Source organism: Ramlibacter cellulosilyticus, from assembly GCF_014297465.1.
In the GTDB taxonomy this organism is placed as follows: domain Bacteria; phylum Pseudomonadota; class Gammaproteobacteria; order Burkholderiales; family Burkholderiaceae_C; genus Ramlibacter; species Ramlibacter cellulosilyticus.
Genome location: NZ_JACORT010000001.1, coordinates 983421 through 1006415, shown reverse-complemented (window position 1 = coordinate 1006415; position 22995 = coordinate 983421). Strand labels below are relative to the sequence as shown.

General features: G+C 68.9%; 27 protein-coding genes and 2 pseudogenes. 13 read left to right on the top strand and 16 right to left on the bottom strand.

All coding sequences use genetic code 11. The features are described 5' to 3' along the window. Positions 1-54 precede the first annotated feature (54 nt). Positions 55-873, bottom strand: a complete 819-nt coding sequence (locus H8N03_RS05075; RefSeq protein ID WP_187075008.1) for an alpha/beta hydrolase — start codon at positions 871-873, stop codon at positions 55-57. 104 nt (positions 874-977) lie between these two features. On the opposite strand from H8N03_RS05075, the gene H8N03_RS05070 reads away from it, so the two are divergent. After that, positions 978-1943: a LysR family transcriptional regulator gene (locus H8N03_RS05070; protein WP_187075007.1), complete on the top strand. Its 966-nt coding sequence runs from the start codon at positions 978-980 to the stop codon at positions 1941-1943. A 50-nt stretch (positions 1944-1993) separates the two neighbouring features. Here H8N03_RS05070 and H8N03_RS05065 read toward each other — a convergent pair whose 3' ends face one another. The 3 genes from H8N03_RS05065 to H8N03_RS05055 form a co-directional block, all read right to left on the bottom strand. Further along, positions 1994-2707, bottom strand: a complete 714-nt coding sequence (locus H8N03_RS05065; RefSeq protein ID WP_187075006.1) for a S1 family peptidase — start codon at positions 2705-2707, stop codon at positions 1994-1996. A 108-nt stretch (positions 2708-2815) separates the two neighbouring features. Beyond that, positions 2816-3586, bottom strand: coding sequence for a glutathione binding-like protein (locus H8N03_RS05060; protein WP_187075005.1), 771 nt, complete (start codon positions 3584-3586; stop codon positions 2816-2818). 24 nt (positions 3587-3610) lie between these two features. Beyond that, positions 3611-4612 (bottom strand): TRAP transporter substrate-binding protein, encoded by a 1002-nt coding sequence (locus H8N03_RS05055; protein WP_187075228.1) that lies wholly within the window; start codon positions 4610-4612, stop codon positions 3611-3613. Between the two features lie 94 nt (positions 4613-4706). Between H8N03_RS05055 and H8N03_RS05050 the strand changes: the two genes are divergently transcribed. From H8N03_RS05050 to H8N03_RS05040, 3 genes are all read left to right on the top strand, one after another. Continuing rightward, complete coding sequence (locus tag H8N03_RS05050; RefSeq protein ID WP_187075004.1) at positions 4707-5522, top strand: IclR family transcriptional regulator; 816 nt, start codon at positions 4707-4709, stop codon at positions 5520-5522. Positions 5523-5541: 19 nt separating this feature from the next. Beyond that, positions 5542-6234, top strand: coding sequence for a DUF4286 family protein (locus H8N03_RS05045; protein ID WP_187075003.1), 693 nt, complete (start codon positions 5542-5544; stop codon positions 6232-6234). A gap of 77 nt (positions 6235-6311) precedes the next feature. Beyond that, positions 6312-6560, top strand: coding sequence for a PepSY domain-containing protein (locus tag H8N03_RS05040; RefSeq protein ID WP_187075002.1), 249 nt, complete (start codon positions 6312-6314; stop codon positions 6558-6560). Here the strand turns inward: H8N03_RS05040 and H8N03_RS05035 are convergent. Continuing rightward, a complete protein-coding gene (locus H8N03_RS05035; RefSeq protein ID WP_187075001.1) occupies positions 6557-6904 on the bottom strand; it encodes a DUF2200 domain-containing protein in 348 nt (115 codons plus the stop codon). The genes H8N03_RS05040 and H8N03_RS05035 overlap by 4 nt on opposite strands. Before the next feature lie 26 nt (positions 6905-6930). Then, on the bottom strand, positions 6931-7200 hold the full coding sequence (locus H8N03_RS05030) for a DUF2164 domain-containing protein (protein WP_187075000.1): 270 nt from the start codon (positions 7198-7200) through the stop codon (positions 6931-6933). A gap of 170 nt (positions 7201-7370) precedes the next feature. On the opposite strand from H8N03_RS05030, the gene H8N03_RS05025 reads away from it, so the two are divergent. From H8N03_RS05025 to H8N03_RS05015, 3 genes are all read left to right on the top strand, one after another. Further along, a complete protein-coding gene (locus H8N03_RS05025) occupies positions 7371-7868 on the top strand; it encodes a glycine zipper domain-containing protein (protein WP_187074999.1) in 498 nt (165 codons plus the stop codon). Next, complete coding sequence (locus H8N03_RS05020) at positions 7819-8397, top strand: DUF488 domain-containing protein (RefSeq protein WP_187074998.1); 579 nt, start codon at positions 7819-7821, stop codon at positions 8395-8397. Before H8N03_RS05025 ends, H8N03_RS05020 begins: the two co-directional genes overlap by 50 nt. 156 nt (positions 8398-8553) lie before the next feature. Further along, complete coding sequence (locus H8N03_RS05015; protein ID WP_187074997.1) at positions 8554-8964, top strand: hypothetical protein; 411 nt, start codon at positions 8554-8556, stop codon at positions 8962-8964. 21 nt (positions 8965-8985) lie between these two features. Here H8N03_RS05015 and H8N03_RS05010 read toward each other — a convergent pair whose 3' ends face one another. Next, positions 8986-9957 carry an NAD(P)H-dependent flavin oxidoreductase gene (locus H8N03_RS05010; protein ID WP_187074996.1) on the bottom strand — a complete coding sequence of 324 codons (972 nt, stop codon included), beginning with the start codon at positions 9955-9957 and terminating at the stop codon, positions 8986-8988. A 77-nt stretch (positions 9958-10034) separates the two neighbouring features. On the opposite strand from H8N03_RS05010, the gene H8N03_RS05005 reads away from it, so the two are divergent. Further along, positions 10035-10460 (top strand): PACE efflux transporter, encoded by a 426-nt coding sequence (locus H8N03_RS05005; protein WP_187074995.1) that lies wholly within the window; start codon positions 10035-10037, stop codon positions 10458-10460. A 39-nt stretch (positions 10461-10499) separates the two neighbouring features. On the opposite strand, the gene H8N03_RS05000 is transcribed toward H8N03_RS05005, so the two are convergent. Further along, on the bottom strand, positions 10500-11900 hold the full coding sequence (locus H8N03_RS05000) for an MbnB/TglH/ChrH family RiPP precursor modification enzyme (protein ID WP_187074994.1): 1401 nt from the start codon (positions 11898-11900) through the stop codon (positions 10500-10502). Beyond that, complete coding sequence (locus tag H8N03_RS04995) at positions 11897-12148, bottom strand: hypothetical protein (protein WP_187074993.1); 252 nt, start codon at positions 12146-12148, stop codon at positions 11897-11899. Before H8N03_RS04995 ends, H8N03_RS05000 begins: the two co-directional genes overlap by 4 nt. A gap of 418 nt (positions 12149-12566) precedes the next feature. Here H8N03_RS04995 and rbp (H8N03_RS04990) point away from each other — a divergent pair, with 418 nt between their 5' ends. The 3 genes from rbp (H8N03_RS04990) (at position 12567) to H8N03_RS04980 (ending at position 13846) form a co-directional block, all read left to right on the top strand. Then, positions 12567-12851, top strand: a complete 285-nt coding sequence (gene rbp, locus H8N03_RS04990; protein ID WP_187074992.1) for an RNA-binding regulator — start codon at positions 12567-12569, stop codon at positions 12849-12851. A 31-nt stretch (positions 12852-12882) separates the two neighbouring features. Further along, positions 12883-13233 (top strand): RNA-binding regulator, encoded by a 351-nt coding sequence (gene rbp, locus H8N03_RS04985; RefSeq protein ID WP_187074991.1) that lies wholly within the window; start codon positions 12883-12885, stop codon positions 13231-13233. A gap of 193 nt (positions 13234-13426) precedes the next feature. Continuing rightward, positions 13427-13846 carry a hypothetical protein gene (locus H8N03_RS04980; RefSeq protein ID WP_187074990.1) on the top strand — a complete coding sequence of 140 codons (420 nt, stop codon included), beginning with the start codon at positions 13427-13429 and terminating at the stop codon, positions 13844-13846. A gap of 13 nt (positions 13847-13859) precedes the next feature. On the opposite strand, the gene H8N03_RS04975 is transcribed toward H8N03_RS04980, so the two are convergent. The 5 genes and pseudogenes from H8N03_RS04975 to H8N03_RS26675 form a co-directional block, all read right to left on the bottom strand. Further along, the gene (locus tag H8N03_RS04975; RefSeq protein ID WP_187074989.1) at positions 13860-15206 is read right to left on the bottom strand and encodes a class-II fumarase/aspartase family protein; all 1347 of its coding nucleotides are present in this window, start codon (positions 15204-15206) and stop codon (positions 13860-13862) included. Between the two features lie 13 nt (positions 15207-15219). Beyond that, positions 15220-16412, bottom strand: a pseudogene (locus H8N03_RS04970) (CaiB/BaiF CoA transferase family protein). A 1-nt stretch (position 16413) separates the two neighbouring features. Continuing rightward, positions 16414-17280 carry an HTD2 family dehydratase gene (locus tag H8N03_RS04965; protein ID WP_187074988.1) on the bottom strand — a complete coding sequence of 289 codons (867 nt, stop codon included), beginning with the start codon at positions 17278-17280 and terminating at the stop codon, positions 16414-16416. Between the two features lie 9 nt (positions 17281-17289). After that, positions 17290-18249 carry a tripartite tricarboxylate transporter substrate binding protein gene (locus H8N03_RS26680; protein ID WP_290428153.1) on the bottom strand — a complete coding sequence of 320 codons (960 nt, stop codon included), beginning with the start codon at positions 18247-18249 and terminating at the stop codon, positions 17290-17292. Positions 18250-18300: 51 nt separating this feature from the next. Continuing rightward, a pseudogene (locus H8N03_RS26675) lies at positions 18301-19347 on the bottom strand (4-oxalomesaconate tautomerase); the annotation flags it as partial. Positions 19348-19437: 90 nt separating this feature from the next. Between H8N03_RS26675 and H8N03_RS04955 the strand changes: the two are divergent. Together H8N03_RS04955 and H8N03_RS04950 are read left to right on the top strand one after the other, a co-directional pair. Next, the gene (locus tag H8N03_RS04955) at positions 19438-20349 is read left to right on the top strand and encodes a LysR family transcriptional regulator (RefSeq protein WP_187074986.1); all 912 of its coding nucleotides are present in this window, start codon (positions 19438-19440) and stop codon (positions 20347-20349) included. A gap of 41 nt (positions 20350-20390) precedes the next feature. Beyond that, the gene (locus H8N03_RS04950; protein WP_187074985.1) at positions 20391-21275 is read left to right on the top strand and encodes an alpha/beta hydrolase; all 885 of its coding nucleotides are present in this window, start codon (positions 20391-20393) and stop codon (positions 21273-21275) included. Here H8N03_RS04950 and H8N03_RS04945 read toward each other — a convergent pair. Both H8N03_RS04945 and H8N03_RS04940 read right to left on the bottom strand, forming a co-directional pair. Then, positions 21199-22518 (bottom strand): TRAP transporter large permease, encoded by a 1320-nt coding sequence (locus H8N03_RS04945; RefSeq protein WP_187074984.1) that lies wholly within the window; start codon positions 22516-22518, stop codon positions 21199-21201. The two genes, H8N03_RS04950 and H8N03_RS04945, sit on opposite strands and share 77 nt — an antisense overlap. Then, positions 22515-22976 carry a TRAP transporter small permease gene (locus H8N03_RS04940; RefSeq protein ID WP_187074983.1) on the bottom strand — a complete coding sequence of 154 codons (462 nt, stop codon included), beginning with the start codon at positions 22974-22976 and terminating at the stop codon, positions 22515-22517. The genes H8N03_RS04945 and H8N03_RS04940 overlap by 4 nt, the downstream gene beginning before the upstream one ends. Positions 22977-22995 lie beyond the last annotated feature (19 nt).

The window sequence follows — 22995 nt, the reverse complement described above, 5'->3', positions numbered from 1 at the left end:
CAGCCCGGTCCAGCGGCCGGGATGCGAAATGCGAAACGGGGTGGGCGCGAAGCGCTACGAAGGCTGCGGCACCGGCGCTGCGTAGAAGCGGGCGAACTGCTCCTGCACCGCGACGGCGCAGGGACAAGGTTCGGGCGGGCGCTCCAGCGACGCGGGCCAGCCGGTCGCGGGAATCAATCCCGTGTGCACGGACACGCCGGCTTGCTGCAGGCGGCCGGCAAACGCCATGGCTTCATCGCGCATCGGGTCGTCCTCGCCGGCGAGCACCAGCGTGGGCGGCAGGCCCGCGAGGCGCTGCGCGTAAGCGGGCACGGCATACGGATGTTCAGCGTCGCGCGGGCTGCGCAAGTACTGCTTCCAGCCTTCGGCGAAGCGGCACTGCACCTGCTCGCCGGCGGCCTCGCGCTGGGAAGCCGTGGCCGTGCACGGGTCGAGCATCGGCGTGACCAGGACCAGGCCGGCCAGCGGCGGCGCAGCGCGATCGCGGGCCATCAGCGCGATGGCGGCGGCGAGGTTGCCGCCCGCTTCCTCGCCGGCCAGGAAGACGCGGGCCTTGGCGCCCGCGATGCGCGTGCGGTTGGCATGGACCCACTCGAGCGCGGCATGGCCCGCTTCCACCGCATCCGGGAAGCGGTGCTCCGGCGCAAGCGGATAGGCGATCGACACCACCATGGCACCGGCATCGGCCAGCAGGCCGGCGAGGCATGCCCCGCTGTCCAGGCCGCCGGAGGTGTAGGCGCCGCCATGCAGGTGCAGCACCACGCGCCCCATGGCGGTGCGCCTGTCGCCCTGCACGCGCAGGCGCATGGGCGGTTGGCCGGGCAGCTCCAGGCGGTCGGGCCAGGCGGACGAGGGACGGATGCTGGATGGCATGCGGCGGACTATAGGCACTTGGTTCATACGGATAAACCGGGGGGCGGCCAGTTCTCTGTTTCCACCGCGTGAACAATGCCGCCACCCACAAGGAGAAGAAGGACATGGACCAGATCCAGTCGATGCGGGTGTTTGCGAGGGTGGTCGAGACCGGCAGCTTCACGAGGGCAGCCGAGTCCCTGGACATGCCCAAGGGCTCCGCGACCAAGCTGCTGCAACAGCTGGAGACGCGGCTGAAGGTGAAGCTGCTGAATCGCACCACCCGTCGCGTGACGGTCACGCCCGACGGCGCCGCCTATTACGAACGGGCGTCGCGGCTGCTGAACGACCTCGACGAGATGGAAGCGGCGATGACGCTCGCGCAGGGCAAGCCGGGCGGGCGCTTGCGCGTGGACGTCGGCTCCTCGATCGCGTCCGACATCATCATTCCGTCGCTGCCGGATTTCTACCGCCGCTACCCCGACATCCAGCTGGACCTGGGCGTGGGCGACCGGCCGGTCGACCTGATCAGCGACAACGTCGATTGCGTGATCCGCGGCGGCGAACTCACCGAGCAGTCATTGGTGGCCAGGCGCATCGCCAACATGCCGCTGGTGAGCGTGGCGACCCCGGCGTACCTGGCACAGCACGGCACGCCCCGGCACCCGCTGGAGCTGGAAGACAAGCACACGGTGATCAACTTCTTCTCGCCGCGCACGGGCCGCATGTTCCCCAACGTGTTCGAGCGCGACGGCGAGCGCATCGAGATCGCGGGGCGCCACAAGCTGTCCGTCAACGAAGGGAACGCCTACCTCGCCGCGACTCTGGCGGGCCTCGGGATTGCCCAGGTCGCGCGCTTCCAGGCCTTGCCGTACCTGGGCACCGGCGCGCTGGTGGAGATCCTGCCGGACTGGCAGCATCCGCTGATCCCGATGCACGTGGTCTATCCCCCCAACCGCCACCTGAGCGCGCGCGTGCGTGCCTTCGTGGAGTGGACCGTGGATCTGTTCGCGAGGCAGGCAGAGCTGGTGGAACAGACGGCGTTGCCACGCGAACCGGCGCAGACGCTGGCGTTGGCGTCGGCGACCTGAAGTGGGGGGACTTTTGACCAGATGTCCGCTCGCCTCCTGCTTGGCGCTCCTCAGGGAACCAGGGTCTTCAGCACATCCGAGTACCAGGCGCAGTTGAGACCCAACGAGTCGTCTTGCAGCAGATCCCGGTTCTTCATGTCCAGCCGGGAGGAGTGCACGCCAAGAAGCACCCACGGAAACTCCCCGTCCCCACGCCGCAGCACGGCTGGTGCGCCGCTCGCACCGCGATGCATGCGGGCGTCCGTGAGGAAAAAGCCTTGTCCCTGGAACCGGACACCGAAGGACGACGCGACTATGGCCTGGCGAACCACCGGCAGGTGGTGGACAGTGTCGTAGAAGCCCAGCGGAAAACCCACGAGCAGGATCGGCGTACCCGCCTGGGCGATGTCGAGGTCGGCTGGGAGACTCTCCGGTCCGAAGCACCTCACCTGGAGGTCGGAAGGGAGCAAGGACCTGCTCACCTCGATGGCGGCGACGTCGATCTCGCCTCCGGAATCTCTGGCCTGCCGCCAGGCTGCTCTTCCACCCGCGTAGAGCGGCATCGACACCGACTGCCAGCGCGTCAGATTCGTGGCGTCCGTGTGGACCACGAACTCGATCCGATCCGGAAGGTGCTGCGCAGCTTCATCGATGAACACGTGACGGCTCGTCACGAGGTACAGCCGTGATTCGCTCTCGTAGAAGAATCCGGACCCCGCTGTCAGCGCGCGATCTCCCAGGAACGTCGAAAGACGGGTCACCGACATCAAGAGCGATTCGAGCACGTGCGTCCCTGCAGTTCGGGCCGAGCGACCGTCGCCACCCGCAGTCCGGCGATCAGTCTACTGCGTCCGCTTGCGCCCCGGCTCCGGCTGCGAGGCCAAGCGGCGCCCTCAGAGAGACAGCGGCAGCGCCAGGTGCTCCCGGTACATCATCTGCCGGTGCGCGAGGAGCACTTCGTCCAGCGCCGCGTCCGTGGTCGGGTCGCGGAACTCGAACGCAGAACGGGTAGTGGCGTCCATGGGGCAGACGTCTTGCGGCAGCGGCTGCAGCAACGCGAGGAAGGTGGCGCTGTAGATGTCGACCGCCGTGAGCTCCTGCCCCACGTAGTACCGGCTCCCCGCTGCATGCTGCGCCTTCAGGCGCGAAGCAAGCATCGCGAGCAGCTCCGCCACGCGCGCGGGCGCCGCTGCTCCGGCTTCGGGGCCATGGCCGTACTTCTTGCCGATGTACGCGGCGACCTCGGGCGGGAAGCCGCCGCGGCCACGCAGGCCCGCTTCGACGAGTTGCAGTCGACGCGACCACCCGAGGCCTTGCTCGCCGCAGATCGCGTGTGCGAGCGCAAAGGCCGTCGCTCGGTCCGCCGCGTCGGAAGGCATCAGCGGCGGCTCCGGCGCGAGCCGCTCGGCCAGTTCCAGGATCTCGGCCCAGCCGGAGCGCGGCGGCTCGTTCTCGTAGATCGCCACCGGCGCGCTTCGCTGGCCCGCCCACGCCTTGAGGGCCGGGTCGTCGTACACGAGCCGCACCGCGGTCCACGGGATGCGCTTGACGTGAAACAGCCCCTTCGCCGCTTCGGACCAGGGGCTGGGAATCTTGCCGACGACCACCATCCGCAAGCCGCGGGTGGCGATCGCCTCTTCGACGCTGGCGTACGGGATGCCCATGCGCCATGCTAGCCGACAGCCTGCTCAGAGCTTGGAGACGCGCTCCAGCTCGGACCGGAACAGGGTCACGATGGCCGGGTCGTAGGCCGCGGAGAACTTGTCGTAGACCGGCCGCACCTCGGCGCGCATGCGGGCCAGTTCGGCGGGGGCGATGTCGTTGTAGACCATGCCCTTGGCGGTCAGTTCGCCCAGCGCCTTGGCGGACACTTCGCGGCTCACGGTGCGCTGCCAGTTCTGCGCCTCGATCGCGGCGTCCTGCAGGATCTTCTGTTCCACCGGCGAGAGGCGGTCCCAGAAACGCTTGCTGATCTGGATGGGATTGGTGGCGTAGACGTGGTTCGTGCCGCTCACGTACTTCTGCACTTCGTAGAACTTGCTCGACGCGATCACCGCGAAGGGATTCTCCTGGCCGTCGACGGCCTTGCTTTCGAGCGCGCCGTACAGCTCGGCGAAGGCCATGGGCACCGGGTTCGCCTTGAAGGTCTTGAAGGTTTCCAGGAACACCGGATTGGGGATCACGCGCAGCTTCAGGCCCTCGAGGTCGGCGCCCTTGGTGACCGGGCGCTTGCTGTTGGTGACGTTGCGGAAGCCCAGGTCGAAGAAGCCCAGCACCACCACGCCCTTCTCCGGCAGTTTCGCGGCGAGCGCCTTGCCGAGCGGACCGTCGACCATCGCATCGGCCTGGCGCTCGTTGGCGAACAGGAAGGGGAAGTCCAGCAGCCCGAACTCCTTCACGATGCCGTTCAGCGAGGTGGTGGACGCCACCAGCATCTCCTGCACGCCGCCTTGCAGCGCGGCCTGCTGCTGCAGCTCGTTGCCCAGCTGCGAGGACGCGAACTCCTGCACCTTGAACTTGCCGCCGGTCTTCGCCGTGACGATCTCGGCGAACTTGCGCACGCCCAGGCTGGTCGGGTGGCCGGGGTTGTTCAGGTGGCCGAACTTGATGGTGCGTTCCTGGATGTCCTGCGCGCCGGCGCCCGAGGCGGCGACGACGAAGGCCAGGGCGGCGAAGCCGCGGCGGGTCATGGGGTTCACGGGAGTCTCCTGTCGATGTTCATGGCAAGTGGGGCATGATAGGGACACGGGCAGAACACCGTTCCATTCCGGAATCCCTTTCCACATGACGAACTCGGCACCGGTCCCCAGCGGCACCGTCGACCGCGCGCTGCGCATCCTGGAGGCCCTGGCCGCGCAGCCCGAGGGCCTGTCGCTGGGCGACCTGTCCAAGGAAGTGAACCTGCCGCGCAGCGCCTGCCACCGGCTGCTGGCGGACCTGGCGCGCTGCGGGTACGTGCGGCAGCTGCGCGAGATGGGCGACTACGCGCTCACCATGCGCCTGCCCGCGCTCGGCCTGAGCTTCCTCGCGGGCGCCGGCATCGTGGACATCGCGCAGCCCATCATCGACCGCCTCGCGGAAGCCTCCGGCGAACTGGTGCGCCTGGCGCTGGTGGACGGCGACCGCCTCACCTTCGTCGCCAAGGCGCAGGGCGCGCGCGGGGGCCTGCGCTACGACCCCGACATGGGCATCGACGTGCGCCTCTCCTGCAGTGCCGCCGGCCATGCCTGGCTGATGACCCTGAGCGAAGAGCGCGCGACGGAACTCGTCGCACGCCAGGGCCTCGGCTCGCCGCGCGAGTACGGGCCGAAGGCGCCGACGACCTTCAAGGCGTTGATGAAGGTGCTGGAGGAGGACCGCAACCGCGGCTTCAGCGTGATGAGCGAGATGTACGCACCGGGCATGAGTGCCATGGCGGCGCCGGTGCTGCGGCGCGGCCGCGAGGCGGTGGGCGTGCTCACCATCGCGGGGCCCTTGCAGCGCCTGACCGAAGCGCGGATGCGGGAACTCGGGCGGCCGCTCGTGGACGCGGCCGGCGAGCTCGCCATCGCGGCGACCAGCTCGCCGGTGTTCCGCGCGCGCGCCACCGGCATGGCTTGAACGAAAAAGGAGAAAGACGATGGCAATCCTGGGCGAGGCCGCACTCGCGATGTGGTGGAACATGGCGCCGGAGATGCGCGCGGAGTTCGAGCACTGGCATTCGCACGAACACTTTCCGGAGCGGCTGGCCCTGCCCGGCTTCAACCGCGCCTCGCGGTGGTCCGCCGCGGACGGCGGCGAAGGCTTCTTCATCCTCTACGAGCTGCGGGAGCACGCGGCGCTCAGCTCGCCCGAGTACCTGGCGCGCCTGAACGCACCCACGCCGTGGTCGACGCGGCTGATGCCGCACCACCGCGACATGGTGCGCAGCCAGACGCGCGTGCTGCATTCGCATGGCGCGGGCGTGGCGCGGCATGCGATGACGCTCAGGCTCTCGCCCCGCGAGGGCGAGGCGCAGCGCCTGCAGGCCGCCCTGCGATCGCTGGTCGCGGAGCTGCCGCTGCGCGCCGGCCTCGGCGGGGCGCACCTGCTGCGCACCGAGACACCTGCCATCGCGACCACGACGGAACAGAAGATCCGCGGCAACCTCGACCGCAGCGCGGACTGGATCTTCATCGTGTGCGGCTACGAGCTCGAGGTGCTCCAGGCCCTCGGAGAAGAGGTGCTCGGCACCGGCGCGCTCGAGGCGCTCGGCGCCGCGCCCGGGGCGATCGCGGGCTGGTACAGCCTGTCCCTGTCGATGACCTCTGGCGAAGTCGGTCCCGGCCGCTGACGCGTACCCCAGCCGGGGCGTTCAGCGACCGTTCACGAACGCCCCGTTATCCTGCATGCGTGTTTCGAAAGGACCTCATGCCCAACCTCATGCGTACCATCGCCGCCCTGCTGCTCTCGCTGGGATTCCTGGTGCCCGCGGCATGGGCAGACGTGAGCCGCGACGAAGCGGTTTCCCTCGCCCAGCGCACGGCGCCCGGCCGCGTGCTCGCGGTGGAGCACGGCGTCCACGTGGACAGCAAGCTGGTCTGGCGCGTGCGGATGCTCACCAAAGGGGGCGAGCTCCGCCTGGTGGTGATCGATGCGGAGACGGGGCGGCTGCGCTAGCGCAGGACGCTCTCCATCTTCTTCCCCTTGGCAAGCTCGTCGACGAGCTTGTCCAGCTGGCGGATCCTTCGCATCAGCGGATCTTCGACTTCCTCCACGCGCACGCCGCAGACGACGCCGGTGATCTTCGAACTGTTCGGATGCATGGCGGGCGCCTGCGCAAAGAAGGTCGCGAAGTCACTGCCCTGCTCGATCTGCCGCTGCAGTCCGGCCCGGTCGTAGCCGGTGAGCCAGCAGATCACCTGGTCGACTTCTTCCTTCGTCCGGCTCTTGCGTTCCGCCTTCTGGACGTAGAGCGGATAGACCTTGGCGAATGCGGTGGTGAAGATCCGGTGTTCCGGCATCGTCGCTCCTTCCGTTGCGCAGGCGGTCAGCGCCGCCGGCCGCCCTTCTCGAATTTCTTCCAGTACCCGAACTCCTCCTCCTGCACCTCGAGGTCGATTTCCTCGACGCGCATGCGCAGGCGTTCCTGCACGTCGCGCACGGCCTGGTTGTAGATCGCGGGACCGATCTCCTCCAGGAAGAAGCCCAGGAGGCCGCCGGCCGCCACGTTGCCGATCTTCTCTTCCATGTTCTCGAGGAAGTAGCGTTCGATGGAGGCAACCGCCTGCTGGCGGACCTCCCTGGGCAGTTCGATCATCGGCGCATTCTGCGCCACGGCCGCGCGCAAGGCCCTCGGGTTTCACCGCTGAGTCTCCATCGGACTACGCGCTTGTCAGCCATGCCCCCGCCCAGATGTGGGCTGCTTCCGAGGATGGGCCAGCCGATGTCCTCCTATGGTGGCGGCTCCAGCAACGAAAGGACAGCGACATGAACAATGACAATCCCGAGCACAAGAAGGCAGCCGGTGCGGGCGCAGGCGCCGTGGGTGGCGCGGCCGCGGGTGGCGTGGTCGGTGGTGCGACCGCCGGCGCGCTGGCCGGTGGCGTGACGGGCCCCGTGGGCGCGGCGATCGGTGCCGCCGTCGGTGCCGTCGCGGGCGCGGTGATGGGCAAGAAGGCCGCGGACCCGGCCGCCGAAGACAAGTACTGGCGCGACAACCACGCCACCCGTCCGTATGCGCGCAAGGACGTCGGCTTCGACGAGTACCAGCCCGCCTACCGCGCCGGCGTGGATTCGTGGAACCGCAACCCGGGCCGCTCGTTCGACGAGGTGGAGCCCGAGCTCGGACGCGACTGGGGCCGTGCCCGCGGCAGCTCGTCGCTCGAATGGGAACATGCCCGCCCGGCAGCGCGCGACGCGTGGGAGCGGGTGAGCAATGCAACCGAGCGCGCGATCCCCGGCGACTCGGACAAGGACGGCCGCTGACCCACGCACGGTCTGGACCATCGGCCACTCGACGCGCAGCGCGGATGATTTCGTCTCCGTGCTGCGCGCCCATGGCATCGAGGTGGTCGCGGACGTGCGACGGTTCCCCGGCTCGCGGCGCCATCCGCAGTTCGGCAGCGATGCGCTCGCCGCAACGCTCGCGGGCTGCGGCCTGGGCTACGCGTGGCTCGCGGGGCTCGGCGGACGCCGCCGGGTCCCCGCGGGACCGGAACAAGCCGGTTGGCGCAATGCCTCGTTCCGGTCCTATGCGGCGTACACGTGGACCGAGGAGTTCGCGTCGGGCCTCGACGAACTCCTGCACGTCGCGTCGGGCGCGCGCACCGCGATCATGTGCTCGGAGCTTCTCTGGTGGCGCTGCCACCGTGCGCTCATCTCCGACGTGCTGCGCTTCCTGGACGTGGAGGTGATCCACATTGCCGGCACGGGTCCCGGCACGCCGCACCCGTACACGTCGCCCGCATGCATCGTCGACGGCGAGCTCGCCTACCCCGAGGAAGGGTGCTGCTGACCGGGAGGCAGCGTTGCAAGAAGCCGACGCGAAACTGCAAGCTCATCGTCCCGTGACGACCGTGCGGCGGCAAAAACGCAGTGTCGGATGACGACTGACGGGCACCGCCGCCCGCGCCTTCTGTAAAGTGGGTCACGCGCCCCAAAAATAGGCCCCATGGGAGAGGACAACAGCATCGCCACCTTGCGCGCCCGGGTCTCGGCACTCGTCGACCAGGAGGGCGCCCTGCTGACGCAGGCTTTCGACGCCAGCAAACAGGGCGGCGACCGCCGCGGCGTGGACGCGCTGTTCGCGCGCGTGCAGGCTCTGCAGGTGGAACGCAACAGGTTGCAGAAGGAGATCGGCAGCCTGCTCGGCACGCGCCGCATGCATGTGGCGGCCGAGGTATGGCAACCCGGCGTGTACGACTACCGGCCCGAGGCCGGCAGCGACACCGTGCGGGTCCGCGTCTCGCAAGGCCCTCTCGGATTGCAGGTCGAGCTGCCGGGGCGCAGCGCACCGGTGCGCATCGAAACGCTGCACGGCGCGTTCGACGGCCCGATCATCGGAGACGACGCCAAGGTGTGAGCTGCGTCGAACGGTCCCGGCTCAGCCGGCCTGCCCGCGTGCCCGGAGGCCTGCCGCCTCCGCGACCATCCGCTCGATGATCTCGCCGGCCGGCTCGATCGAATGGACCAGGCCTGCCGCCTCGCCGAACCACACGGCGCCCTGCTCCGCATCGCCCGCGGCGAAGGCCTGCGCGTAGCGCGGTCCTTCCTCGGCCGCCGCCTTCTCCAGCTCCGCTTCGCGGCCGTGCCAGCGCGCCGTGAACGCATTGCGGCGGATGCGCGCAGTGAAGCCCGGCGGCCAGGGCAGCTGGCGCACGACGTCGGGGATGCGCGTGCGCAGCGTGCCGTCGCCGCCGGTCTCGAGGATCGCGCGGTGATGGCCTGGCGCCACCAGCGCCTCGCGCGAAGCCCACAGGCGCGTGCCGACCAGCACGCCATCGGCACCGAGCATCAGCGCGGCCGCGAGGCTGCGCCCGTCGCCCACGCCGCCGGCCGCGAGCAGCAAGGTGCCGGGGGCGCGCGCGGCGAGTTCGTCCGCCACCTCCGGGACGAAGCTGAAGGTGCCGCGCAGCGCCCCGTGGCCACCCGCCTCCGCGCCCTGCGCCACGACCACGTCGGCGCCCGCGGCGATCGCATCGCGCACGTGCGACATGTCCTGGCACTGGCAGACCAGCCTGGCGCCCGCGGCACGGATCTCGTCGACGAAGGGCCGCGGATCACCGAACGACAGCATCACGGCCGCCGGCCGGTGCGCGAGCGCGGCGGTCAGCAACGACGGCTTCGTGGCGAGCGACCAGGTGATGAAGCCGATGCCGATGCGTTCTCCTTGCGCCGCGGCGAACTGCTGCTCGATCCACGGCCCGTCGCCGTAGCCGCCGCCGATCAGCCCCAGTCCGCCGGCGCGGGTGACGGCCGCGGCCAGCGCGCCACCGGCGGCAAACGCCATCGGCGCCGAGACGATGGGGTGGCGCAAGCCGAGGGAGCGTGTCAGCCGGGTCTGGAGTTCGGGCATGGCGGCATCCGGAAAGGGAATGCCGCAAGCATAGACTGCTCCGGCGAGGGCCATCCCTGCACCTCTAGAATCCATGCGTGCAGGGACTCCAACGCAAGATCGTCTACGTCGTTTCCTTCGAGCTGATCGCCATCGTGCTGGCCAGCACGCTGCTGCGGTGGCTCTCCGAAAGCCCGGTGACCACCGCCGGCATCACGGCGGCCGCCTCGTCCACGATCGCGATGGCGTGGAACTACGTCTACAACATCCTCTTCGAGGCCTGGGAAAGACGCCAGGAACGCAAGGGGCGCAGCGTCCTGCGGCGCGTGGTGCACGCCATCGGCTTCGAGGTGGGCCTCGTGACCATGCTGGTGCCGCTGTTCGCGTGGGTGCTGGGCGTGAGCCTGCTCGCCGCGCTGGCACTCAACGCGGTGATGATCGTCTTCTTCCTCGTGTACGGCTTCCTGTTCAACCTCGCGTTCGACCGGGTGTTCGGGTTGCCGCTGTCGGCGCAGGGGCGGTGAGGCGCATGTGGTGATTGCGGTGCTCGCGGGGCCGGAGCTTCAACCGGCCTCGCCCGGAGCAATGCGCATCACGCTGCGCACCTGCGGCAGGCCGCGCGGCAGGGTACCCGCCTCCAGCGACTCGATCAGCATGGTGGGGTCCACGCTCCACCTGACTTCCGAGGAGGCTCCCAGCAGCGTGGCCCGCAGCAGGCCGTGCTCGAACGCGAGCACTTCGTCGAGATAGGGGACGCACAAGCCCCCGTCGATGCGAGTCCGCAGGAACCCTGCAAAGCGTTCCGCTTCGACGGAAGCGAACGGTTCCGGCGCATGCGTGCGGCAGTACGCAGCGAAAAGTTCGCCGAATCCCCGGTCCCCCAGCGCGCCCAGGAGACATGTGGTCGTATAGCGCAACGCGCGCGCCAGGCTCCCCCGCCGGGCGTCGTCCACGAGACCACGCAGCAGGGCGCACCCACGGTCCTCCGGGTCCGCATTCCCCGTCACGGCATCGAAGAGCGAACCTTCCCACCGCGCGACTTCATCGAAGTCCGACCGCGACGGAGTGCACGCAGGGGACGACGGTACCTGCACGTTCGTGGGGGAACGCAGTGCCCAGAGCTCCTGCAGGCGCGCCAGCTCGCGCATGACGCCGTCCAGCCCGATGGCGGGCACGTGCTCGGGCAGGATCTCGAAGACCAGCGCACCGAGGCGAGGGAGCCTGGGGATGAGTGCGGCCGCGATGTCGATCACCTGCGGCGGCACGCGCCCGCTGTGCGCGTCGAGCCGGAAACCCGAGTGCTCCATCCCGCCCGCAAAGTGGATCTCCCAGACGCGGTCGAGCGGCAGCGTGGCCACGACCTCGGCCACCGATTCCCGACCATTGCACTCGTTGCACCACAGGTTGTGCACGTCGAGAAGGATGCCTGCGCCCGACGCCTGCGCCACCGCGGCGAAGAACTCGCCGTCGCCCATGTCGCTTGCGCGGGGGCGGAGATAGTTCACTCCGGTCTCGAACGCCGCGGGACAACCGAGCCGGCGCGCGTACGCGATGATGTTGCTCGCGGCGACCCGCACGGCCGCCGCTGTCTGCGCCGGCGGGAACAGGAAACCGGCGTGCCGTATCCCCTCTTCCCGCCCGACACGATTGAAGCTCAGGTGCTCGCTGACCCACGCAGGTTGGAGCGCCCGGACCGCATGGTGCAGCAGGTCCCACGGATCCACGGGATCCTGGACCGTTCCGCCGACGGGGTGCCCTACCCCATGCAGCAGCTTGTGCTGGGGCAGTTGCGCCACGCGATCCAGCAGTCCGGCGTTGCAGCGATAGCGCCACGCCTCTGCTTCACGCACCTGCTCCCACAGCGACTCCGGCTCGAGTTCCAGCACGGAGAGGCCCGCGTCTCCTGCCCGGAACAGCGGCTCCAGCGCGGACCAATAGACCAGCCCGACGCCGAGCGCCTTCACTCCGGCGCGCTCCTGGCGAGAGGCGAGCCGGCAAACTCCTGGACGTCCAGGGTCCTGGGATTGACGACGAAGTCGCGGAGCGTCACGAACTCCAGGATGCGCCCCGAGTGGCAGCCTCCGCACCCCAGCTTGCCCAGGACGTTTGCAGTGATCTTGTTCATCTTCTGGAGGTCGAATGCGATGTCGTGGTTGACGAACACGCGCACGCGATCACCCGGAGGCAGCGGCTGGGGATTGAGTTCCGGCATTTCGTTCTCCTGTGTGCGAGGCTTGAACGGGCGCCTCGCTGGACCCGGTACGTGGTGACTCCTCCAAATCAATATAGGTCGCGCGTTTCACCCGCAGCGCGCGCCCGTCGGAAGTACACGTTCATGCCGCGGCGGCGTTACAAGCTATCGCGAATCGTGCAGGCTGCAGCGACGCTGTCATCTCGCGTTACATCGTGCGCGCCAGGCGGCCAATGAGCGCTCCATGTGCACGGAAGTGCATAACGTGTTAACCTCCGCGCTGCTGGACGTTCAACAGATCGTCGCTCTTCAAGGTTTACTTTCTCCCTCCGGCGGACTTGCACCCGCCGCGTCGTTGTCTGAATCCCCCGTCGATGTTCTCTGGCGTTGTGCACCGCACGGCATGTTGCCGCGCGGCACCTTCCTCATGAGGACATTCATGGAAAACAAACTCTTCGTGGGCAACCTGCCCTACACCTTCAGCGACGACGACATGCAGCGCGCTTTCGCCGAGTTCGGGTCCGTCAACAGCGCCAAGGTCATCACGGACCGCGACAGCGGCCGCTCCAAGGGCTTCGGCTTCGTCGAGATGGCCACCGCCGCGGAGGCCAGCGCCGCCATCACCGCCCTGCATGGCCGGGACCTGGGCGGCCGCGACATGGTCGTGAACGTCGCCAAGCCGATGGAGCCGCGCGCTCCCCGTGCGGGCGGCAACCGCTACTGATTCGCGCATCCCATCAAGGAAAGGCTCTCGCATGACCAGCAAGATCTACGTGGGCAACCTGCCCTACTCCGTCACCGATTCCATCCTGGAAAGCAACTTCGCCGAGTTCGGCGGGGTTTCCTCCGCCAAGCTCGTGATGGATCGCGAAACCGGCCGCTCCAAGGGGTTCGGCTTCGTCGAAATGCCGTCGGCCGAAGAGGCCCAGGCTGCGATCAAGGGGCTGCACGGAAGGTCCGTGGACGGGCGCTCGATCACCGTGAACCTCGCGCGTCCGCGTGAAGAAGGCCGTGGTTCCGGCGGATACGGCGCGCAGGGTTTCAAGGCCAGCCATCGCGCGGGCGTCGGCTACGGCAACGACGGCTTCGGCGGCGGACGTTCCTGACGCCTGGCCCCTTGCAGAGAAAAGACCGGTGCGCCGGTCTTTTTTTTCGTCCTCATGGCGGCACCGGATGAGGCGCCTGCGCCTACAGTCGCGCGCGATTCGGCGCACAGCTGCTCGGCCGGAGCACCGCTGTTCCCTTCTCCCGCTTCCCGGTGCAATGACTCCATGCGGCAAGTCCGCACAGGAGTAGCACATGAAAAAATCCATCTTGTCCGCAGTCGCAGTGGCTGCATTCGCGGTCGGCGGGGCCGCACAGGCTGACGTGATCGACAGCGTGGGCAGCACCATCGCGCGCATCTTCGGCGTTCCGTACGACGCCAGTCCGGCGGGCGCCGCGCCGATCGTCAACGTCTACACGGACGCCTACGGCCGCCACTACCAGGTGGATGCCGCCGGCCGGCATCTCCCCCTGGATCAATACGGCAGCTATCGCGACCAATGGGGCCGGACCGTCTACCTCGACGCGAACCGCCAGCCGGCGTACATCGCGCAGAACGGGCAGCTGATCCCGTACGGCTCGGGCAATTACGCCATGGCGCCGTCTTACGACCGGGACGGCGACGGCGTCACGAACCAGTACGACCGCGCGCCGAACGACGCACGGTACCGCTGAAGCTGACGCGGCGTCAGCCGCGCGCAGCCAGCACGCGGTCGACCATCACGCCGGCCTGGCCGAGGTTCCTGCCCGGATCGCAGAACACCTCCAGCTGGGCCCGCGAGACGTGCTTCGCGATTTCCGGGTGCGCCGCCAGGATGTCGATCAGGGGCCGGTCCTCCGCGATGGCCTGGCGGCACAGGTCGTACACGAGGTCGTGGGCGTACTCGCGGCCGATATAGGGGCCCAGGCCCATCATCACGGCCTCCGACATCACGAGGCCGTTCGTGATGTCGATGTTCCTGCGCATGCGCGCCGCGTCCACTTCGAGCCCCTTCAGGACGAACTTCGCCTGCTTCAGCGCTCCGGACATCAGGCAGAAGATCTCCGGCAGCACCACCCATTCGATCTCCCACGGCCCGGTGGAACGCTCGTGGTCGGCCACCATGGCGTCCATCAGCGCGGCGGCATGCTGGCGCGCGACGGAAACGTTCGCATGGATGTAGAGGCAGGAGATCGGATTGCGCTTCTGCGGCATGGTGGACGACGAACCGCGGCCCGGCGCGAACGGCTCGAACACCTCCGCGACTTCGGTCTGCATCATCAGCTTGACGTCCATCGCGATCTTGCCGAGGGAGCCGCCCACCAGCCCCAGGAAGGCGCCCACTTCGGCGATCGTGTCGCGCACCGTGTGCCACGAGATCAGCGGCTGGGCGAGGCCCAGCTCCTGCATCAGCGCGGCCTGCGTCTCCATCGCGCCCTTCTCGAGCGACGACAGCGTTCCCGACGCGCCACCGAACTCACCCATCAGGACGCGCGGCCTCAACTGCTGCAGCCGCTCGCGGTGCCGATCGATCCCCGCCAGGATCGACGCCATCTTGTAGCCGAAGGTGATGGGCGTGGCCTGCTGCAGGTTGGAGCGTCCGATGACGGGCGTGTCGCGGTACTTGCGCGCCAGCGCGGCGAGCGCGTCGCCAATCTCGTCGAGGTCCTGCTCCACGAGCGCGAGGCTCTCGCGGATCTGCAGGACGGTGGCCGTGTCGGTGATGTCCTGGGTGGTCGCGCCCCAGTGGCAGAACTCGCCCAGTCCGTCGCGGCAGTTGGCGTTGATCTGGTTGACGACGGCGATGATGGGATAGCCGATCTGCTCGGTCTTGGCCTTGAGCTTCGCCCAGTCGATCCGCGACAGCTCGCAGTTCTTCACGATCTCCGCGGCCGCCTCCTTCGGGATGATGCCGAGCGCGCCCTGCACTTTCGCGAGGGCCCGCTCGATGTCGAGGTACTTGGCGGTGCGGTTTTCGTCGGACCACACGTCGCGCATGCGCGCGTCGCTGAACATGTCGCCGAAGATGCGCGAGTCGATGATGGTGGAGGCCATGGTGCTTGTTCCTTCAAACGGCCTGCGCGGTGCGCAGCGCCTCGATCTGCCTGGCGTTGTATCCCAGCTCCGCGAGGATCGCGTCCGTGTGTTCCCCGAGTCCGGGCACCGGATCCATGCGCGGGCCCACGTCCCAGCTGCCGGGCGGCAGCATGGCCGGCAGGGGACCTTGCGGCGAGCCGACCTCCGTCCAGCGTCCACGAGCCTGCAGCTGCGGATGCGACCACACCTCGCGCATCGTGTTGACCTGCGCGTTGGCGATCTGAGCGGCTTCCAGCCGCTCCAGGACCTGCGGGCTGGTGAGCGATGAAAACGCCTCGACGATGATGGCGCGCAACGCCTCGCGCTCCGCCACCCGCTTGTAGTTGGCCGTGAAGCGCGGATCGGTGGCGAGGGCGGGTTGCCGCAGCACCTTCTCGCAGAACGCCACCCACTCGCGCTCGTTCTGCAGCCCCAGCATCACCACGCCGCCGTCGCCGGCGGGAAACGGGCCGTAAGGGTAGATCGTGGCGTGGCTGGCACCGGTGCGCGGCGGCGGCTCGGCACCGTCGAAGGCGTAGTACAGCGGGTAGCTGGTCCACTCCGCGAGCGACTCCAGCATGGAGATGTCGATGCGCTGGCCCTTGCCGGTCTGCGCCCGCTGCAGCAAGGCCGCGAGGATATTGGTGTACGCGTACATGCCCGCGGCAATGTCCGCGATGGACGGGCCCGCCTTGCACGGCTCTTCGGGCGTGCCTGTGACCGACACGAAGCCCGCCTCGCTCTGGATCAGCAGGTCGTACGCTTTCTTGTCCCGGTAGGGGCCGGGGTTGTGCGGGTCGTCGCCGTACCCCGAGATGTCGCACACGATGAGGCCCGGCTTGCGCCTGGAGAGCTGCTCTCGTACGCCAGCCCCAGCCGCGCGGCTGCTCCGGGCGCGAGGTTCTGCACGACGACATCGGCCTTCTCGATGACGAGCCGCTCCAGCACCTTGGCGGCCTCGGGATGCTTGACGTCCAGCGTCAGGCTCTCTTTCGAGCGGTTGGTCCACACGAAGTGGGAAGCCAGGCCCCGCACCCGCTGGTCGTAGCCGCGGGCGAAATCGCCCGAGCCCGGTCGCTCGATCTTGATCACGCGTGCGCCGAGATCGGCCAGCTGGCGCGTGGCGAATGGCGCCGCGATCGCGTGTTCGATGGTGACGACGGTGAGGCCCTTCAATGGCTGCATGTCAGGCCCCCCGCAGCGTGGCCGCCGCATCCATCGTGAGCCAGCCCTCGTGGTCCGAGGCCCAGAGGCGCACGCTCTTGCCGTCGGCAGCGCGCTCCCCGTTCACGTGGAAAGGATGCAGGTCGAACGTCGGGCGCACCGCCTTGAAGCGGAAGCTGGCGACGTCGGCCTGCGGGTCCTGCCGGCGCAGCAGGTCGAGCAGCAGCGTGGCGATGAGCGGGCCATGCACGATCAGCCCCGGGTAGCCCTCCACCTCGGTCACGTACTTGCGGTCGTAGTGGATGCGGTGGCCGTTGAAGGTGAGCGCCGAGTAGCGGAACAGCAGCACGTCGTCCGGGACGACCTGCCGTCGCCAGCTGGCACCCGTCTCGGCGCGCTGCGGGGCGGGCTCGACCTCGTCCGGCCGCCTGGCCTCGCGGTATACGATGTCGTGGAACTCCACGATCGCGGGGTCGGCGGCGCCGTTGCATCGGACGTCGTGCCGCACCTTCACGAAGACGAGCCTGCCGGTGCGGCCTTCCTTCAGCGAGACGTCGGCGATCGTCGACGTGCGCTCCACGACATCGCCCACGCGCACGGGCGAGCGGAACTCGAACTGGCTGCCGGCCCACATGCGCCGCGGCAGCGGCACCGGCGGCAGGAAGCCTCCGCGCTTCGCGTGGCCGTCGGGGCCGATCTCGCTTTGCCGGTGCAGCGGCAGGAAATACAGCCAGTGCCACAGCGGCGGGAGGGGCGTCCCCTGCTCCACCGGCCGCGGGGGATGGTCCAGGGTGGCATCGAGTGCCTTGACGGGCGTGGCACCGATGGTGTCGCCGACCGTCTCCGTGCGGCCGATCCAGGCCCGCAGTTCGTCCAGGGACGTTTCCATCTCCGTTCCTCAGTCCGCGGTGAGCTTCGCCCGCTGCACCACGCTCTTCCACTTGGCGAGCTCGCTCTTCACCAGCGCGCCGAACTGCTCCGGCGTGCTCGTCTCCACCTCCGCGCCGTGGTCGGCCAGGCGCTTCACGACCTCCTTGTCCGCGAGCACCTGGTTCAAGGCCTTGTTCACCTGGTCCACGATGGGCTTCGGGGTCTTGGCCGGCAGGAAGAACCCGTACCACTGGCGGACATCCACGCCGTCGATGCCCATCTCCTTCAGCGTCGGCACGTCGGGCAGCAGCGGCGAGCGCTGCGGGCCCGCCACAGCCAGGGCGCGGAGCTTGCCGGCCTTCACGTGCGGCAGGGCCGTGTAGAGGCTGGGGAACATGAACTGCGTCTGCCCGCCGATCGTGTCCGTGATCGCCGGCGCCGAGCCCTTGTACGGGGCGCCCAGCATCACGACGCCCGTATTCAGCTTGAACAGCTCCGCGGCGAAGTGGGGTGCCGTGCCGTTGCCGGCGGAGGCGTAGGTGTACTTGTCCGGCTTGGCCTTCAGTTGCGCGACGAGGTCCTTCACGTCTTTCACCTGCACGCCGGTGTTGGCCACCATCAGCGTGGGCGACCAGCCCACCAGGCCCACCGGCGCGAAGTCGGCCACCGGGTCGTAGCGCAGCTTCTGCAGCGCGGGGTTCATCGCATGCGTGGCGATGTAGCCGAACATGAGCGTGTGGCCGTCGGGCGCGGCACGGGCGGCGAACTCGCTGGCGATCGCGCCGTTGGCGCCGGCGCGGTTGTCGACGATCACCGTCTGGCCCAGCAGCGGCCCGAGCTTCTGCCCGATGATGCGCGCCATGGCGTCGTTGCCGCCGCCGGGCGCCGTGGGCACCACGATGGTGATCGGCTTGTCGGGGTAGGCGATGGCCAGCGGAGCGGCGGTGGCGAGGACGGCCGCGACGGCGGGAGCGATCAGGCGCTTCATGGATTTGTCTCCTTCGGGAACTTTCGAGAACACGTACGGGGGGAGGTGCAGGTCGCCCTGCAGGATCTTTCGGGCGGTGCGCACGAGCGCGGCGCGCTGCACGCGCGCGCCGTCGCCGGTGCCTTCGACGGCCACTTCGACCTCGATGCGCCCCTGCGGATGCAGCACCGCGATCGACCGGACGCCCGTGCGACGGGTGTGGCCGCTGATCACCGTGCCGGGCAGCGCGAAGGCGGTCGCGACCCCGATGGCCCCGGTGACGGCGTGCGATGCATGGCAGCGGCGTGGCGTGAAGTAGCGGGAGGTGACGCTGTCGGCATCGTCCCCCTCGCTCGCGATCACGGGCTTCGGGACGACGCTGCCCGAGACGTCGCCCAGGCCCATGGCCTCGCCGGCGGCGCAGCGGATCGCCTCGATGCGCGCGAGCAGCGCGGTGTGTGCGTCGAGATCAGCGGGCGATTCGCGCCCGGTCAGCCCCAGATCGCGGGCGCGCAGGATCACGAGCGGCATGGCCGCATCGATGCAGCTCACCTCGACGCCCTGGATGACGTCGATGCGGTGCCCCGTGGGAAAGAGCGAGCCCGTCACCGCGCCCCAGGCGTCGAGGAAGTTCAGCCGGATGGGAGCGGCCGTGCCGGCGACGCCGTCGATGCCGGTGTCGCCCTCGTAGCGCACGCGCCGGCCCGGCGTCTGCACGGTGACGTCGATGCGCGAGCGGGTGTTGACGTTGAACACGCGCACGGTCGTCTCGCCGTCGCGGGCCGGCACGAGCCCCTGCTCGATCGCGAAGGGAGCGACGCCGGACAGCATGTTTCCGCAGTTCGGCCGCGTGTCGACCGACTTCTGGCCGACGCCCACTTGCGCGAACAGGTAGTCGACGTCGCAACCTTCCTGGGCGGAGCGGGACACGATCGCCACCTTGCTCGTCAGCGTGCTGCCGCCGCCGACGCCGTCCACCTGCAGCAGGTCCGACGCGCCGATCGCACCGATGAGCGCCTCGTCCCGGGCGGTTTCGTCCGCCGGCAGCCAGTCGCGCAGGAAGAACGGGCCGCGCGAGGTGCCGGCGCGCATCAGGACACAGGGGATCGTTCGTTGCATGGACGGAATGATCGGCGCCGCCATTGCCAAAGTGAATTGCATCTTTAAGATCAACTGATGCCCGACGCACATCAATGAAAGGGGCTCGCCATGGCGATGAACTTCGACCTGAACGACCTGGTAGCCTTCCGCACCGTCGCGGAGCTGAGCAATTTCCGCAAGGCGGCCGAGACGGTGCACCTGTCGCAGCCGGCCTTCAGCCGCCGCATCGACAAGCTGGAACAGGCGCTCGGCGTGCGGCTGCTGGAACGCAACACGCGGCGGGTGACGCTCACGGCCGTCGGCCGCGATTTCGAACGCAAGGTGCGCGAACTTCTGGACGACCTCGATGCCACGCTGGTGGGTATCCGCGGAGGAAGCGCGACGCGCATGGGCGAGGTGACGGTGGCCTGCGTGCCGTCCACCGTCTACTACTACCTCTCGCACGTGATCCGGCTGTACCACCAGCAGTCGCCGCGCGTGCGCGTGAAGGTGCTCGATGCGGGTGCGAACGAGGTGCTGGCCGCCGTGGCACGCAGCGAGGCCGACTTCGGGCTGAACTTCATCGGCTCGCAGGAGGGCGAGCTCGAATTCGAGCCGCTGGTGGAAGAGCGCTTCGTCGCCGCATGCCGGCGCGACCATCCGCTGGCGAAGCAGCGCCGCGTGAGCTGGGCGCAGTTGAGCGAGTACGACTACGTTTCGGTGGGCCGATCTTCAGGCAACCGCGTGGTGCTGGACCAGGCGCTCGCCGGAGTCGCGAAGCGTCCGCAAGCGATCTACGAGGCGCAGCACGTCACCACCGCGCTCGGCCTCGTGGAAGCGGGCCTCGGCGTCGCGGCCGTGCCGGCGATGGCGATGCCGGGGAAGGACCACCCCATCCTGGTAAGCGTGCCGCTGGTGGATCCGGTGGTCCAGCGCACGGTGGGATTGATCCGGCGCCGGGGCCGGACGCTGTCGCCCGCGGCGCAGCAGCTGTATGACTTGTTCGCGCAGGTGAAGGCGGGCAAGCGCGCCGCCCGGTAGAGGCTCCCATCCATTAGGCTCGACCCGTGTCCAGGACGCCTTTGGCCTTTCTCCTCCTCGCCTCCGTCGCACTCGCCTGCTACGCGCTGGTCCTCGCCTTCCTCTGGTGGCGGCAGGAAGCCCTGCTCTTCTACCCCGTGCCGCTTCCCGCTGACCAGCCCCTGGCCACCGCGCCGGACATCCGCGAGCGCACGGTCGATGTGCCTGGCGCGCGCCTCTCCGTGCTGCACCTCCAACGCCCCGGCGCGAAAGGCGTGGTCTTCTTCCTGCACGGCAACGCCGGCAACCTGCAAGGCTGGTTCTCCAACGCGGACTTCTACCGCGAGGCCGGCTACGACCTCGTGATGCCCGACTACCGCGGCTTCGGCAAGAGCACCGGCCGCATCACGAGCGCGCAGCAACTGCGCGACGACGTTCGCGCCGTGTGGAACCAGGTCGCGCCCGAGTACCGCGGGCGCAAGATCGTGCTGTACGGGCGCTCGCTCGGCACCGGGCTGGCCGCGGACCTCGCGCAGGAGCTCAGTGCCCAGGGGCACGCGCCGGATCTCACGGTGCTCGTCTCGCCCTACACCAGCTTCCGCGCACTGGCTTCGGAGTTCTACCCGTGGGTGCCGGGTGCGCTGCTTCGCTATCCGCTGGAGACCGAAAGCCACCTGCCCCGGATCGCCGGGCCCGTGCTGCTGGTGCATGCTCAGGACGATCGCCTGATCGGCGCGCACCACCTGCGCAAGCTGCAGGAAGTGCTTCCCGCCGCGCGCGTGCTCGTGGTGCCCGGCGCGGACCACAACGACCTGCACGATTCACCGGTCTACCGGGAAGAGCTGCGGCGCGCCCTCCGCGCCCTCTGGCTCACCCCATCCACTTCGGCAGCGCCGTCGCGATCCGCGGGATCCAGAACACCGCCGCCAGCAGCAGCAGGCTCATGACCACGTAAGGCACCACGGCGCGGAAGATGTGCCCCATGGTCACCGCCGGCGGCGCGACGCCGCGCATGGTCATGAGCAGCAGCCCGTGCGGCGGCAGCAGCAGCCCGAGCTGCATGCAGATCAGGAACATCACGCCGAACCAGACCGGGTCGATGCCCAGGTTCTGCACGATGGGCATGAAGATCGGCAGCGTAATCATCATCATGCTGACCTGGTCGACGAAGATGCCCAGGAAGATCAGCACCAGCATCATGCCGACGACGATCATCTCCGTGGACCAGCCCCTTCCCGTGATCATCTGCACCAGCCCGTTGCTGGCGCCGGAGAAGGACAGGATCTGCGCGAAGGTCGTGGCGCCCAGGATGATGAACAGGATCATCCCGCTGATGCCCGCCGTGCCTTTCAGTGCCTTCAGCAGCGCGTCGAAGCTGAGCGCGCGATAGAGCAGCGCCAGCACCAGCGTGGCGAAGGCGCCCAGCGCCGCGCACTCGGTCGGGGTGGCCCAGCCCGCGGCCAGCGCACCCACCACCACGCCGAAGATCGACAGCGTGGGCAGCACGTAGCCGAAGAAAGGCTTCCAGCGCTCCCACCCGACGTACTCTGGCTGCTCCTCCGCGGCCGGTGCCAGCGACGGCGTGATCCGCACCCGCAGCACGATCCACAGCACGAAGGCGACCGAGAGGATCACGCCCGGCAGCACGCCGCCGATCAGCAGCTTGGAGATGGAGATGCCCGAGAGCGAACCGAGCAGCACCGTCAGTGCCGACGGCGGGATCAGCATGTCCACCGCGCCGATGGCCATGATGGGCCCCGTCGCGAGCGTCGGGTGGTAGCCCTTGGAGAGCATCACGGGCAGCAGCAGCGAACCCAGCATCGCGGTCGTCGCGATGGTCGAACCCGAGATCGCCGAGAACACCGTGCCCGCAACCACCGCCACAACGGCGAGCCGCCCCGGCAGACGGCGGATCAACCGCTCGATGCCTTCGATGACCTTCAGCGCCAGCCCCGTGTGGAACAGGATCTCGCCCATCAGCACGAACAGCGGGATGGGCGTCAGCGAGAAGGCCGTGACCGACCCTACGCTGCTGCGCGCGAGCTGCGCGAGCCCCACCTCGCCGCCCATGTACAGGAACGCGCCGACGATGTTGACGGTGATGAAGGTCAGCGCCACCGGCATGCCGATGAACAGCAGCACAGTGGAGCCCCCCAGCATCAGCCACGCGGCGATCGCCCAACCGCTCATGACGCACTCACCGCGTCGCGCCGCGGCCCGCGCTCGTCGGCCTGCAGCCTGTGCATGCGGAACATCATCTCGATGGACAGCAGCACGAACATGATCGGCAACGGCGCCAGCGACCACCACTCGGGCGTCACCAGCGTCTTGATGTTCAGCGCGCCCGCCGTGTAGCTGGCCCACGCCGCACGCGTCGCGTACCACGCCATGAACACGCAGCAGGCGAAGCCGATCACGTCACCGAGCCATTCGAAGTACCAGGCCAGGCGCGGCGGCAGCGCCGTGAGCAGGATGTCCACGCGGATGTGCTGGCCCTGCCGCAGCAGCCACGGCGCGACCAGCACCGTGGTGAGATAGAGCATCAGCTCGGAAACCTCATTGCTCCACGCGAGACCGCGCGGCATGCCGGGCACGGCGATGTTGCGCAGCGCCACGTCGCCCACGATGACCATCATCATGGCGAACATGACGGCGCACCCCCCCAGC